Here is a 14,658-nt window from a genome sequence, read left to right as displayed (position 1 = left end):
AACCAGCCACAGCTGCCTGCAGTCATCGTCATTTTGCTCTTATTGCACCATTATTTGTTATCGGGCTGGCCTTGGGGCTTTCATTCCATGCCACTGCCACACCATCCCGATAACGCAAATCTATACTGTCTACCTCGGCCCAGCGGGCCTGCAGTGAATCGTTGTACAGCCTTGAGAACCTCTGCATTCTGCTGATCAGATCCTCGTTACCCAGCTGCACACTCACATCATCGACTGCAAAGCTCCAGCTGCCCATCGCAGCCAGTTCAACACCTGTCACTTTCAGCCCCAGTAGTCGCAACTGATGGCTCAGGGTCAGGTATTGCTGCATCACTTCCTGCTCGCGCCCTTCCGGGCCAGCCAACTCAGGGAAGTCACGAAAGTCATGCCCCAGTCGGCTTTTCAGGATATCGCCATCAGCGTTGATCATATCCTGCCCTTGCCAGCGAGCGATTGGCACTTCCTCTTCCAGTACCACTTCGACACGGTCAGGCCAAACCTTCCGAACCTCGGCACTGCTGACCCAGGTTTCACTTTGCAGCTCAGCCTGTATCGCTCGCAAATCCAGACCGAAAAACGTGGTCTGGACATACGGCAGCATTCGCTGCTGCAGAGCATCCGCTCTTAAATAACGGATGTCACCGCCTACTCCAACACTCGCTACCGGCCGATCCAGCCAGGCCCAGAATACCGGGATGGACCAGATCAATGCGCCCAGCATGCCACCTGCAGTCAACCACTTCAGCGCCGTCAGACACTTCTTCCACCAGTAGCTGAAGCGCTCCTTGAAGCTGACTGCCGGCTTCTGCTCACTCCCGGCTATTGAACGCCGGCGCCACTCAGGAGCCGGCTCTTCCTGCCGGGGAGCGTTTCTATTTACCCGATCGCTGTCGTTCTGTCTGAGGTACCGACGGGCATCCATGGCCGCTCCTTACTCTCTGATATCTGCAGAATCTCCAGAATCAAATCCGCAAAATCCAGACCTACGGCTCTGGCGGCCATTGGCACCAGACTATGATCGGTCATGCCTGGCGCGGTATTCACTTCCAGCAGCCAGAATTTGCCAGCAGCATCCTGCATAACATCAACGCGGCCCCAGCCTTCACAGCCCAGGTTTTCAAAAGCCCGGACAGCCAGAGCCTGAATTTCCTGTTCTTTCTCTTCCGTCAAGCCGCTTGGCAGATGATAGCGGGTATCATCGGAAAGATACTTGGCTTCATAATCATAAAATGTGTTATCCGTCTCAAGACGTATAACCGGCAGAGCCTGACCATTCAGGATACCCACCGTAAATTCCGGGCCAGCAATCAGCTCTTCCACCAGAGCGTATCTGGCGTGCTCAAGCACCTTGACCACCGCCACTTCAAAATCGTCCCGACTGTAAACCGGGAAAGTGCAGATACTGGAACCATCGCCATTCGGCTTAACAAAGCACGGCATTGGCACGTCCAGCGTGCTGAGGTCAGTCTCCTTATCCACCAGATGGAACCCTGGAGTCGGCAGACCGACACTGTTCCAGATCAGCTTGCTGCGGCTCTTGTCCATAGCCAGCGCAGAGCCTTTTACACCACTGCCGGTGTAGGGAATACGCATATAGTCCAGCAAGCCCTGAACGGTTCCATCTTCACCTTCCCCACCGTGCAGCGCCAGGAACACGCTATCCGGCTTGGATGTATTCAGCTGACCGATCAGATCATCAGCTGCATCAATCAGTACCGCATCAACTCCACGACTCTGCAGAGCTTCAAAAACACGTTGCCCGGACTTCAGGGACACCTGACGCTCTGGAGAGGTACCGCCGAACAGAACCGCAACCCGACCAAAAGATGAGCCGTCGCGGATCTCTTTGCAGCCAACATCACTATGGCCAACCTTACTCATGTACGTATCCAGATTCTTCACTTCTTAAGCACCAGCTCTTGTTCAGCCAGTTCACTTGCCAGACCACCGATATCTCCGGCACCCTGGGTAATTAACAAATCGCCATCGGCCAGCACGTCGGCCAGAACAGCTTCCACCGACTCGCCTCTCTGAACGAATATCGGATCAAGCCGACCACGCTGACGAATACTCCGGCACAGGCTGCGGCTATCCGCTCCCGGGATTTCCGCTTCGCCGGCAGGATATACATCCATCAGCAGCAATACATCGACCTGCGACAGCACATCGACAAAATCTTCATACAGATCACGGGTACGGCTGTAACGGTGCGGCTGGTAAACCATGACCAGTCGCTTCTCCGGCCAGCCTTTGCGAATAGCGGCAATAGTTGCAGCAACTTCGCGAGGATGATGGCCATAGTCATCCACAAACATGACTTCGCCGACACCGGTCTGGTAGTTGCCATACACCTGGAAGCGACGACCGACACCATCAAAGCCAGCCAGACCGAGGCAAATATCCTCGTCACTGATTCCCTCTTCTGCAGCCACGGCAAATGTCGCCAGAGAGTTCAGGACATTATGCTCACCCGGAATATTCAGAGTGACCTTCACCGGCTCGGAGCCATTACGCAGCAACGTATAGGTGTTGTGCATACCTTGCTGATGCACATCAACAGCCCGGTAATCAGCATCTTCAGAGAAGCCATAGGTGATCACCTGACGTTTAATCTGTGGCAGCAGCTCCCGCACAACCGGGTCATCTATACAGACGACAGCCAGACCATAAAATGGCAGGTTGTGGAGAAAATCCAGGAAGGTCTGCTTCAAACGACCAAAGTCACCTTCATAGGTACTCATATGGTCGGCATCGATATTGGTAACGATGGAAACCATTGGCTGCAGATGCAGGAAGGAAGCATCGCTTTCATCCGCTTCCGCCACCAAATAACGGCTGCCACCCAGTCGGGCATTGGTACCAGCCGAATTCAGACGACCACCAATAATAAAGGTTGGATCAAGGCCACCCTGACCAAGAACAGACGCCAGCAGACTGGTGGTTGTGGTCTTACCATGGGTTCCGGCCACGGCGATACCGTGACGGTAGCGCATCAGCTCCGCCAGCATCTGGGCGCGGGGTACCACCGGAATACGCTTTTCGTTAGCCTCTACCAGCTCAGGGTTATCTTCCTTGACTGCAGAAGAGACAACGACAACATCAGCATGAGCGACATGAGATGCTTCATGACCGATAAAAATCTGCACACCAAAAGACTGCAGTCGTTCAGTCACCTTGGAAGCACGAATATCAGAGCCAGAGATATCGTAACCCTGGTTGCAGAGCACCTCGGCAATACCGCACATGCCGGAGCCACCAATACCAATAAAATGGATATTACGGATGCGGCGCATCTCCGGTATGGCAAATACCGGAGCCTGAATTGTCAGCTGCTGCTCTGATTTATTTTGCTTGTTCTTTTCAGACATGAGCTACCTCCCGGCAGTACTTCGCTACGGTCTGGGTAGCATTTGGATGTGCGCAGGCCTGAGCCTTGTTGGCCATATCAACCAGCTTCTGTCGATCATTCGCAAACGACAACAGCAATTCGCACAGAGAATCTTCAGTCATAGCTTTCTGTTCAAGGATGACGGCTGCACCATTGTCAGCGAGATAGCGACCGTTCTTCAGCTGCTGCTGATCCTTATGCCATGGATAAGGCACCAGTACCGCAGGCTTGCCGGCATTAGCAAGCTCAGCCACAGTCAGGGCGCCGGAGCGGCAGAGAACCAGATCAGCCCAGCCATAGGCCGCAGCCATATCATCAATAAAAGGATCAACGCGGCCGGTGACACCAAGCTGCTCATAATTCTTTTGGGTGGCTTCATGATTCGCCGCACCGGTCTGATGCCTAACCTCAACAACCGGCTTATCACCCTGCCCATTCAGTCGGGCCAGAGCCTTGGGCACAATCTCATTGATGGCCACAGCACCGCGACTGCCTCCCAGAACCAGCAGACGCAGAGCACCGTCAGTATTGCGATCTGAAGCCGGAACAATCATCTCTCTGACCGGGTTACCGGTACAGATCGCCTTATCTTTGGCCGGGAAAGCACCCGGGAAGGCTTCCAGCTTTTTCGTGGCGAACAGACTGGCTATCTTGTTGGTCAAACCAAGCACCGCATTCTGCTCATGAAGAACCAGTGGTTTTCTCAGCAACCATGCAGCAACACTGCCAGGACCAGATACAAAACCGCCCATTCCCAATACCGCGACCGCCTTCTCGCGCTTCATAACCCGAACGGCATGCCAAAGGGACAGTGCAACGCGAAACGGTGCCTGCACCAGAGCTTTCAGACCGTTACCACGAACACCTTTGACCGGCATAAAGGTAATGTCATAACCGTATTTAGGAACCAGATCCGCTTCCATACCATCGCGGGTGCCCAGCCAGTGGATGCGGAACCCCTGTTTCTTGAGTTCGTCCGCAACAGCCAGAGCCGGGAAGATATGACCGCCGGTACCACCAGCCATCACAATAAATAATGGTGCTTCTTTTGAAGGGGCGTCTGTTGAAAGGGCATGCTCAGCCATGGGCAACCTCCCCTTCAATATGCTTCTTCTTTACTGCACGCACGGCACCAGCCGTACGTCTTTCATAATCTATGCGCATCAATAATCCGATGGCCACACAGTTCATAATCAGGCTACTGCCGCCATAACTGAACAAAGGCAGAGCCAGCCCTTTTGTCGGCAGCAGTCCACTGCTGACACCGACATTAATAAAAACCTGACTGCCAAACAGCAGCCCGAGGCCATAAGCCATATAGCCGGAAAACAATTGCCCGGCCTTTTCCGCCAACTGACCAATCTCCATGGCCCGCCAGGCAATAAAGAACAGCAGGCAGACAATCATCACCGCGCCGATCAAACCGAACTCTTCTGCAACAACAGAAAAGATAAAATCGGTATGAGCTTCCGGCAGGAAGAACAGCTTCTGAATACTGTCACCCAAACCTTCGCCGGTAATTCCGCCGCGGCCAAAGCCGATCAGGGATTGGGTCAACTGATAACCGCTTCCAAACTGATCGGCCCAGGGGTCGGTATAGGACGTTAATCGTTTTACCCGGTAAGGTGCCAGCCAGATCAGCAAAGCGCCAAGAGCCACCACGCCCAGAGTCAAAACCACGAAGATGCGTTTTCTTACACCAGCCAGAAAAATCATCCCCATAATCGCGCCGGCGATCACAACCGTAGAACCAAAGTCCGGCTCCAGCAGCAGAAGCACACCGACAATCCCCAGAATCACAATTGGACGGGCAAAGCCCCAAAGGCCCTCACCGCGCACCTCATCAATCTTGCGCGAGAGCAGAGAGGCGATATAAATCACCACGCCCACCTTGGCCACTTCCGAAGGCTGTAGGTTAAAGAAACCCAGTGGCAGCCAGCGAATACTGCCATTTACCTCACGGCCAACAAAGAGTACGGCAATCAATAGAGTTACCGACACAACCAATGCCAGCGGTGCCAGCTTGAACCAGCTCTCGATAGAAATGGTCATGCAGATCAGCATGGCCACCAGGCCTATACCGATATAGATGCCCTGACGAATGGCGAAATAGAACGGATCACCGTTCATATCCATGGAGACACTGAGCGAAGCCGAAGAGACCATCACCAACCCAAGCGCCAGACAGCAGATAAAAACACCCAGCAGGACGGTGTCCAGCGGGCGATCACTGTTTTGCAGGCGATAGAAAAGGTCAGAGAAGGTACTGTCAGCCATGCAGCGCCTCCACCTGTTCACGGAACACCGCACCACGATGCTCAAAGCCATCAAACATATCAAAGCTGGCGCAGGCTGGAGCCAGCAGAACAATATCACCTTCCGTTGCCAGCGCCTTCGCCTTGGCAACGGCATCAGCCATATCCACAACCCGCTGCACAGGTGCAACACTGCCCACAGCTTCAGCAAGTCGAGGACCATCGACGCCCATTACCAGCACGTCTTTCACATAACGCTGGACCGAAGGTTTCAGCTCCGTGAAGTCTGCACCTTTGCCATCGCCACCGGCAATCAGAATAATTTTACCGGTGAGGCCTATACCCAGACCTTCAATAGCCGCAACGGTTGCGCCTTCATTGGTTGCTTTGGAATCGTTAAACCAGCCAACACCATTGATATCAGCCACCCACTCACAGCGGTGGGCAAGACCGGGAAACTCGCGCAGAGCGTCCAGCATGGCCATCATTGGTAAACCGGCCAATGAGCCTAGGGCCAAAGCTGCCATAGCGTTGGCGTAGTTATGCTGCCCGCGGATCTTCATTTCAGAAACTGGCAGCAGCTTTTCAAGCCCCTGCACCAGCCAGGTTTCACCGTCTTCTGTCAGCAGACCAAAGTCTTTCAAACCCGGCGGACGTCCGGTACCAAACGAAAGAACATTAACGGCTTCAGGAATCAGAGGCGTAGTTCGGGCATCATCACGGTTATAAACCGCGCCTTCGCAACCACGATAGATACGATGCTTGGCCTGATGATACTCAACCAGTGACGCGTACCGATCCATATGATCAGGAGTCACGTTCAGAACTGTGGCGGCTTTTGCTCGCAGGGAATGCGTGGTTTCCAGCTGGAAGCTGGACAGCTCCAGAACATAAAGGTCTTTTTCACCCTGTTCCAGCATCTCAAGAACCGGCAGGCCGATATTGCCGCCCACGCCAACGCGCACACCGGCCTTTTCTGCCATCAGTCCCACGAGAGTGGTCACTGTGCTTTTGCCGTTGGAACCGGTGATCGCAACGATTGGTGCAGTCACTTCCCGGCAGAACAGTTCAATATCACCAACCACTTTAGCGCCGGCTTCAATCGCAGCGGCTATAGCTGGCTCTTTCAGGGAAAGGCCCGGGCTGACAATCAACTCATCAGCGGTGGATAAAAGCTCTGCATCCAATGGGCTGCAAACAACCTCCACTCCGGGGCATTCACGTTGCAGCTCATCCAGACCCGGCGGGTTGGCACGGGTATCCACAACCCGGAAAGGTGTACCGGCCCGATACAGCCAGCGCGCACAGGCCAGTCCGGTCTTGCCAAGACCGACGACGATTCTCTGCCTGTCGCTACTGATCAAATGACCACTCACGCCTTTATCCTTTTTAACGCAGTTTCAGGGTTGCCAGACCAATCAGCACCAGAATCAGGCTGATAATCCAGAAACGTACAATCACTCGAGGTTCCGGCCAGCCTTTCAGCTCGAAGTGATGGTGAATCGGTGCCATCCGGAAAATACGACGACCGGTCAGCTTAAACGAAGCCACCTGCAAGATTACGGAGACGGTTTCCATAACGAACACACCGCCCATGATGAACAGCACAATCTCCTGACGAACGATAACCGCAATCACGCCCAGTGCAGCACCCAGTGCCAGCGCACCTACGTCGCCCATAAACACCTGAGCCGGATAGGTGTTAAACCAGAGGAAGCCGAGCCCCGCGCCAACAATTGCGGCGGTAAACACTACTAGCTCGCCGGAGCCTCGAATATGCGGAATATTCAGATAAGTCGAGAATTCACTGTGACCACTCAGGTAAGCAAAGATACCCAGTGCTGCCGCCACCATAACGGTTGGCATAATTGCCAGACCGTCCAGACCATCAGTCAGGTTCACCGCATTACTGGTACCGACAATGACCAGATAAGTCAGTACAACAAAGAAGGCACCGAGAGGAATCGCTACGTTTTTGAAGAAAGGAACAATCAGAGCCGTCTCAACAGGAGCCTGCGGTGTGAGATAAAGAACCAACGCAGCACCAAGACCAAACACGGATTGCCAGAAATACTTCCACTTGGCCGGCAGACCACGGGAGTTCTTCTCAACCACCTTCCGATAGTCATCCACCCAGCCGATGGCACCAAATGCCAGCGTTACGCCCAGAGTAATCCACACATAGAGGTTATTCAGGTTGGCCCACAGCAGGGTACTGATAGTAATCGCGGCAAGAATCAGCGCACCACCCATTGTTGGGGTGCCAGCCTTGCTCAGATGGGATTGCGGACCATCATCACGCACCGCCTGACCAATCTGGTAGAAGCTGAGTTTACGGATCATCACCGGACCGAACACCAGCGAGAACGCCAGTGCCGTCAGCACACCCAGAATTGCACGCAGGGTCAGATATTTAAAAACCCCAAAGCCGCTGTAATAGCTGCTTAGAATGTCCGCGAGCCAGTAGAGCATCAGGCTCCCTCCATGGTTCCGGCCGCACTGGCCGTCTGAGCTGAGTCAGAACTTAAATGAGAATGTATAGATGGTTCGGTTTTGGCGATACAGGCGGTCACGACATCATTCATGCCAGTCAGCATGGAGCCTTTAACCAGTACCACCACACCAGCATTCAGATGCGGCTTCAGCCAATCAATCAGGGCATTCTTCTCAGAGAAGTGCTGCCCCTCGCCGCTGAAAGTGTCATGCACATGTGCCGACAGTTCACCACAGGTCAGCACATGATCAATGCCGGCCTGACTGGCGTATTCACCCAGTTCGCGATGCATGCGGATGCCTTCATCACGATTCAGATAATGTTCAGCAGACAGTTCACCCAGAACCAGCATGCGGTAACCGCTGCAGTCCGCCAGGGCATCAATGGAGGCCTTGGTAGAATCCGGATTAGCGTTGTAGCTTTCATCAATAATCATCGCCCCGTTCTCAGAACGGAAACGCTGACCACGACGGGCGTAAGGGCGCGCTGCCCCAAGACCAGCAGCAATAGTCTCAATATCCAGACCGGCCGCATGGGCCATCACCGCTGCAGCACAGGCATTGGCAACCTGATGCTTACCCCAGAACTGCAGATTCACCTGGGTTTTCTTGCCTGCCAAATTGAGGGTGAAGTGCATACCCTCTTCATCGGTGGTGATATCCGATGGCCAGCTGGTTGCAGATTCGTTTTTCAGGCTGAAACTCAATACACGACAGCCGGCATTTTTCGCAATGCGTTCAATCCAGACACCGCAATGTGCGTCATCCAGATTCACAATGGCCGTACCTTCGGAAGTCAGGTGATCAAAGATCGCACCCTTTTCCTCAACAATGCCCATCAAACTGCCAAGACCCGCCACATGGGAAATACTGGCGTTATTCACAATGGCGATATGAGGACGAACAATCTCAGTCAGGTGAGCAATTTCACCCGGACTGTTGGTTCCCATCTCGATAACAGCAAACTGATGTTCGCTTGTGAGCCTGGAAAGCGTGACAGGCACGCCGTAATAATTATTCAGGTTACCGACAGTAGAAAGCGTTGGCGCAACCTGGCTGAAAATCGCTGCCAGCATCTCCTTCACAGAGGTTTTACCACTGCTGCCAGTCACCCCAAGAACCGTGCCCTGGAACGCATCGCGATTTAGAACGCCGGTCTGGCTTAAAGCCTTTTCTGTATCATTTACCAGCACCGCAGGGTGAGCACCACGATCTTCACTGACGATCACGCCAGCCGCACCTTTATCCAGGGCCGCCTGAACATAGTTGTGGCCGTCAAAGTTCGGGCCTTTGATCGCAACAAACAGCTGCCCCGGTTCAACGGTACGAGTATCAATGCTGATCGAGGTGATCGTTGCATCACTGCCAAGCAACTGCCCCGGAAGCGCGCCGGCCAGCTCAGATAGAGTCTTTGCTGCAATCATGCCTCACCTCCCGCGAGAGTCACTCCAGAAAGAACATTGCGAACTTCTTCAACGTCACTGAACGGGTAACGGACGCCCATAATTTCCTGATAGGTTTCGTGGCCCTTGCCGGCAATCAAAACAACATCACCAGCGGATGCATCAGTGATAGCCTGTCGAATGGCCTGGGCACGATCAACGACAACGGTCACCTTTTCCAGTTGATGCCCGTTCAGACCAGAGAGCGCATCATCAATAATCGCTTCGGGATTTTCAGAACGCGGATTATCTGTGGTGATGACCACCTTATCAGCGCCGGCACAGGCGGCCTGCGCCATCAAAAGACGCTTGCCACGATCACGATCACCGCCGCAGCCAAACACGCAGATCACATTCTTGCCACCGTGCTCTCGCAGAGCAGATAGCACACTCTTCAAAGCATCAGAGGTATGGGCGTAATCCACAGCCACCGTAGGTTGATCGCCACCACCAAAGCACTCCATGCGACCAGGAACACTGGTCAATGAAGGAACAGCCTTCAGCACATCATCCAGTGCAAAGCCCTGCAGTCCCATCACACCAATAACGCCCAACAGGTTGCTGAGGTTAAAACGCCCAAGCAGGCCACTTTCCAGATGCCCTTTGCCCCATGGAGAGACGATATCTGCGGCCATTCCCTGAGGGTGAAGCTGGATATTTTCCAGGTACATATCAGCGGAAGGGTTTTCCAGAGAGACTGCTAGGCACTGCACGCTCGCAGGCACACGGCTGCGAATCGTCTCTGCCCACTCATCGTCCAGATTGATCACCGCATACTTAAGACCGGGACGGTTAAACAAAAGCGCCTTGGCTTCAGCGTAAGCTTCCATGGAACCGTGGTAATCCAGATGATCGCGGGTCAGATTGGTGAAGACTGCCGTATCAAAGCTGATGCCATGGGTGCGCCCCTGATCCAGACCATGGGAGGAAACTTCCATCGCTACCCAGCCAACCTTCTGGTCACGCATATCCGCCATAAAGCGCTGGGTACTCAACAGGTCAGCCGTTGTGTTCCCCATATCCTGAAGCTCACCGACACGGCCCTGCCCAAGGGTTCCCATCAGTCCACAGCCGCTGCTGAGCTTATCCAGCAGGCAACCGAGGAAATGAACTGTGGAGGATTTGCCATTGGTTCCAGTGACACCGATTACCTTTACCTCACCGGTGGGATGACCAAACGCCTTATCCAGCAGATCACCAGCCTGGGTATGAAGGTTATCCACAGCCACAACCGGAATACCGGGCTCGGGCAACTCCCGCCCCCCTTCAGCAAGAATCGCGGCAGCTCCCTGAGCTGCGGCAGCTTCTATGTAATCACGCCCATCGGATGCCAGACCGGGCAGAGCAAGGAAAAGATCGCCACTGCGAACCCTGCGGCTGTCGGTGGCAATGCCCGACAACGCAGTATCAGCCGCTTGCGGCTGAAGTCCCAGCCAGGCCAGCAGCCGATTCAGGGTCAGACGATTTTCCTTTATGAAATCAGTCATTAACCTTCATTCCTGGAGTTTTTAACGTTGTCAGCCAGCATCTGCTTGATGCCTGCGCTGTCCGGGGGAACCCCAAGAACACGCAAGGCTTCTTCGACAACCCGGGAAAACACCGGAGCTGCCACAACGCCACCATAAAAAGCCCCCGCACTGGCGCCATCCACCATGATGACCGCCGCCACGCGGGGATTGTCTGCCGGCGCCACGCCAGCAAACAGGGAAATATAGTTGTCATCCGAGTAGCCACCGGCTTCCAGCTTCTTGGAAGTCCCGGTCTTGCCGGCTACTTTGTAACCTTTGATGCGTGCCCGGCGGGCCGTACCATCGCGGCTGGCGACCGTTTCCATCATATCCAGCACGGCATCAGCAATCTCAGGCGCCATCACCTGCTCGCCCACCTCCGGCACATCCTGCCGGATAATGCTGATCGGAACAGACACACCTTTATTCGCCAGCACTGCATAGGCCTGAGCCAACTGCAGCGTGGTTACGGTAATGCCGTAACCATACGAGATAGTGGCGGTCTCAATTGGCCGCCACTTGGGTCTCAGCGGAATAACCCCGAGACTTTCACCCGGAAACATCACCCCGGTGGACTGACCAAAACCAACCCGCTGATACATCGACACCAGCGGTTCGGCACCGATATCCAGTGCCATCTTGGTCATACCTACGTTACTGGACTTGGCCAAAATTCCTGCCAGATCCAGAGTACCGTAATCCCTTGGATCCTTAACCGTATCCCGTCCAACCCGCAGCCGTCCCGGAGACAGCTTGATCGTGCTGTTGGCATGATACCGACCAGACTCCAGCGCTGCCGCAATCGCAAATGGCTTGATAACAGAGCCAGGTTCAAACTGGTCGGTAATCGCCCGGTTACGCAGCGCAGCAATATTCATTGCGCCCCGGTTATTCGGGTTGAATGAAGGCTGATTCACCATGGCCAGCACTTCACCGGTTTTCACATCCAGCATCACCAGAGATGCCGCAGTGGCCTTGTGTTCCTGAACCGCCTTTAACAGTTCCCGGTACGCCAGATACTGGAGTCGCAGATCAATGCTGAGCTTGACCTCTTTGCCCGGTTCAGCGCTCTTCAGCACATCGGCTTCACGGATCACCTGACCTTTACGATCTTTGATAACCTGAACTTCTCCAGGGGTACCGGACAACCACTCATCCAGTGCCAGCTCAATGCCTTCCTGACCGTTATCATCAATATTGGTCAGACCAATCAGCTGAGAAGTCACTTCACCAGCCGGGTAAAAACGTTTGTACTCCGGCTGTCCATAAACACCGGGAACCTTTAGACCCAACACCGCTTTAGCTTCACGGGGTTTGAATTGCCGCCCCAGGTACACAAATCCGCGCTTGGCGCTGTTGGCCACCTTGGTTTTGAGCTCATCCTCCGGCATCCCAAGCGCTTTGGCCAAATCCGGCAACTTGGGCTCATCCTTTTTCAGGATGCGGCCATCAAACCAGAGTGAGATAACCGGAGTACTGACCGCCAGTGGCGTACCATTGCGATCAAAAATAATGCCGCGGTGTGCAGGCAAAACCTCTTCACGCACCGTGCGCTTATCGCCCTCACCTTTCAGGAACGAGCGATCTTCCGTATGCAGAAATGCAACACGGCCACAGGCAACCAGCAGCGCCAGCACCATAACGGCCTGAACAAGGCGAAAGCGGCCGGTATAAGAAACCGTCTGCGCGTCCTTTTTCACGGTTGCTTTGTCATCCTTTACCCTGGCGACAGCAGTCATGGCTGCACCACCAATACCCGGCTTTGCCCGGGCACATCCATGTTTAACTGATCACGGGCGATAGTCTCGACCCGTCCATGGGAGGTCAGCGTGCTGTGTTGCAAAAGCAGCTGTCCCCACTCTTCCTGCAAGGCATTTTTTTCCATCAATTGGGTTTGCAATTGATGAAATGCCTGCCGGTTCAGATAAGCCGTATAGGTCACCCCAACAGCCGACATCAGAACCAGTAAAAACAAAATCAAGACAGGCGCGCTGATCTGCTGCCGGAGCACCAGCAGCGGAGTGGCATCCAGCCAGCGCCTGATCTCATCCATGCTCATTACGCCAGACGCTCCGCAACCCGCATTACTGCACTGCGGGCCCGGGCGTTGGCGGAGACTTCCACAGGGCCGGGTTTTCTAGCTTTACCTACACTCTTCAGCTTGCGATTCAGCTGTTCATCGGTGAGAGGCACCCAGCTTGGTACCTCGTCACCTTTTTCGTGGCGACGGATAAAACGCTTAACCATGCGGTCTTCCAGTGAGTGGAAGCTGATGATGACCAGTCGGCCACCAGGCTTCAGCAACTCCAGACTGTCTTCCATTACCCGCTCCAGATCATCAAGCTCGCTGTTGATGAAAATCCGGATACCCTGAAATGCTTTGGTGGCCGGATGTATTTTCTTGGGCCAGACCGGATTGGCCTCCGCAATAATCTTGGCCAGTCGCGCGGTCGTGGTAATCGGTGTTACCTGACGCTCGGCAATAATGGCCTTGGCCATCCGGCGTCCGAACTTCTCCTCGCCAAAGCGTTTGATCACATCAGTGATCTCATCTTCTTCAGCGGTTGCCAGCCAATCAGCAGCACTCATGCCACGACTGGTATCCATCCGCATGTCCAGCGGACCATCATTCATAAAGCTGAAGCCGCGGCTGGCATCATCCAGCTGCGGGGATGAGACACCAAGATCCAGCAGAATACCGTCCACTTTCTCTTCGCCGGCAAACTCTTTAATGCGGGCAAAGGAGCCGTGGCAGATACGGAAACGCTGATCTTCCGCCATCAACTGTTCCGCCACTGCAATCGCTTCCGGGTCTTTATCAATACCCATCAAACGACCGCCTTCTCCTAGAGCGGACAAAATCAGACGACTATGGCCACCACGGCCAAAGGTGCCATCTACATAAAGACCGTTCTGATCACCGATCAGACATTCAACAGCCTCATCAAGCAGCACTGTCTTATGGCGAAACTGCTTGTCTTGTACTTCTTTGCTCATACTCTTTACGTCAATCTGTCGACGACACTCTCGCCACAAAACGAGCATCAGCGCCTGCGGGTTCCCCCAGAGGCGCTATAGCGAAAGCGTCTGTAACTCTTCAGGTGTTCCGCCTTCTCCATCACTTTCCTGGAGGTAGGCATCGCGCCGCTTATTCCAGCACTCTTCATCCCAGAGTTCGAATTTCTTCCCTTGTCCGAGCAACACGGTCTTTTTCTGCAGACCGGCATATTCGCGTAACAGGGGTGGAATCAATACCCGACCGTTTGCGTCCATTTCCAGATCAGTTGCATGTCCGATCAAAAGACGCTGAATACGGCGAGTCATAGGGTGAAAGCTTGGCAGGGATTCAATCTTGGCCTGAATCTGATCCCATTCATCGACGGGATAGATCAGAAGACACTTCTCTTCTGTATCGATCGTTGCGACCAAATGACCTTCACAGCGTTCGCTCAGGACAGACCGGTAGCGTGTCGGCACAGCTAACCGCCCTTTGGCATCCATATTGAGAGCATTTACGCCACGAAACACGAACGTTCCCCGCTGTTTAACCAGCTCAAGCCATTGACCTGCTC

13 protein-coding genes are annotated in these 14,658 nt (G+C 54.1%); all 13 read right to left on the bottom strand.

The features are described from left to right. Positions 1–28 precede the first annotated feature (28 nt). The 13 genes from EHSB41UT_RS01865 to mraZ all read right to left on the bottom strand — a co-directional run bounded on the left by EHSB41UT_RS01865 (position 29) and on the right by mraZ (position 14,614). Positions 29–922 (bottom strand): cell division protein FtsQ/DivIB, encoded by an 894-nt coding sequence (locus EHSB41UT_RS01865; RefSeq protein WP_087106332.1) that lies wholly within the window; start codon positions 920–922, stop codon positions 29–31. Beyond that, complete coding sequence (locus EHSB41UT_RS01860) at positions 877–1,881, bottom strand: D-alanine--D-alanine ligase (RefSeq protein ID WP_087106330.1); 1,005 nt, start codon at positions 1,879–1,881, stop codon at positions 877–879. The genes EHSB41UT_RS01865 and EHSB41UT_RS01860 overlap by 46 nt, the downstream gene beginning before the upstream one ends. A gap of 17 nt (positions 1,882–1,898) precedes the next feature. Continuing rightward, complete coding sequence (murC, locus tag EHSB41UT_RS01855; RefSeq protein WP_087106328.1) at positions 1,899–3,368, bottom strand: UDP-N-acetylmuramate--L-alanine ligase; 1,470 nt, start codon at positions 3,366–3,368, stop codon at positions 1,899–1,901. Beyond that, on the bottom strand, positions 3,361–4,473 hold the full coding sequence (gene murG / locus EHSB41UT_RS01850; RefSeq protein ID WP_087106326.1) for an undecaprenyldiphospho-muramoylpentapeptide beta-N-acetylglucosaminyltransferase: 1,113 nt from the start codon (positions 4,471–4,473) through the stop codon (positions 3,361–3,363). Before murG ends, murC begins: the two co-directional genes overlap by 8 nt. Next, positions 4,466–5,665 carry a putative lipid II flippase FtsW gene (gene ftsW / locus EHSB41UT_RS01845; protein ID WP_087106324.1) on the bottom strand — a complete coding sequence of 400 codons (1,200 nt, stop codon included), beginning with the start codon at positions 5,663–5,665 and terminating at the stop codon, positions 4,466–4,468. Before ftsW ends, murG begins: the two co-directional genes overlap by 8 nt. After that, on the bottom strand, positions 5,658–7,019 hold the full coding sequence (gene murD, locus EHSB41UT_RS01840) for a UDP-N-acetylmuramoyl-L-alanine--D-glutamate ligase (protein ID WP_242667215.1): 1,362 nt from the start codon (positions 7,017–7,019) through the stop codon (positions 5,658–5,660). The genes ftsW and murD overlap by 8 nt, the downstream gene beginning before the upstream one ends. Positions 7,020–7,032: 13 nt before the next feature. Further along, the gene (gene mraY, locus EHSB41UT_RS01835; RefSeq protein WP_087106322.1) at positions 7,033–8,115 is read right to left on the bottom strand and encodes a phospho-N-acetylmuramoyl-pentapeptide-transferase; all 1,083 of its coding nucleotides are present in this window, start codon (positions 8,113–8,115) and stop codon (positions 7,033–7,035) included. Further along, the gene (locus tag EHSB41UT_RS01830) at positions 8,115–9,560 is read right to left on the bottom strand and encodes a UDP-N-acetylmuramoyl-tripeptide--D-alanyl-D-alanine ligase (RefSeq protein WP_087106320.1); all 1,446 of its coding nucleotides are present in this window, start codon (positions 9,558–9,560) and stop codon (positions 8,115–8,117) included. The genes mraY and EHSB41UT_RS01830 overlap by 1 nt, the downstream gene beginning before the upstream one ends. Further along, on the bottom strand, positions 9,557–11,065 hold the full coding sequence (locus EHSB41UT_RS01825; RefSeq protein ID WP_087106318.1) for a UDP-N-acetylmuramoyl-L-alanyl-D-glutamate--2,6-diaminopimelate ligase: 1,509 nt from the start codon (positions 11,063–11,065) through the stop codon (positions 9,557–9,559). The genes EHSB41UT_RS01830 and EHSB41UT_RS01825 overlap by 4 nt, the downstream gene beginning before the upstream one ends. Beyond that, the gene (locus EHSB41UT_RS01820; protein ID WP_087106315.1) at positions 11,065–12,825 is read right to left on the bottom strand and encodes a peptidoglycan D,D-transpeptidase FtsI family protein; all 1,761 of its coding nucleotides are present in this window, start codon (positions 12,823–12,825) and stop codon (positions 11,065–11,067) included. The genes EHSB41UT_RS01825 and EHSB41UT_RS01820 overlap by 1 nt, the downstream gene beginning before the upstream one ends. Then, positions 12,822–13,139, bottom strand: coding sequence for a cell division protein FtsL (gene ftsL, locus EHSB41UT_RS01815; RefSeq protein ID WP_165767120.1), 318 nt, complete (start codon positions 13,137–13,139; stop codon positions 12,822–12,824). The genes EHSB41UT_RS01820 and ftsL overlap by 4 nt, the downstream gene beginning before the upstream one ends. A gap of 5 nt (positions 13,140–13,144) precedes the next feature. Further along, entirely contained in the window at positions 13,145–14,083 is a 939-nt protein-coding gene (gene rsmH / locus EHSB41UT_RS01810; protein WP_087106311.1) for a 16S rRNA (cytosine(1402)-N(4))-methyltransferase RsmH, read from the bottom strand. 75 nt (positions 14,084–14,158) lie between these two features. Beyond that, positions 14,159–14,614 (bottom strand): division/cell wall cluster transcriptional repressor MraZ, encoded by a 456-nt coding sequence (gene mraZ / locus EHSB41UT_RS01805; protein ID WP_087106309.1) that lies wholly within the window; start codon positions 14,612–14,614, stop codon positions 14,159–14,161. Positions 14,615–14,658 lie beyond the last annotated feature (44 nt).

It is taken from the genome of Parendozoicomonas haliclonae, assembly GCF_900174585.1.
Lineage (GTDB): Bacteria > Pseudomonadota > Gammaproteobacteria > Pseudomonadales > Endozoicomonadaceae > Sansalvadorimonas > Sansalvadorimonas haliclonae.
The sequence above is the reverse complement of the archived record's forward strand: the minus strand, read 5'-3'. Positions and strand labels throughout refer to the sequence as shown.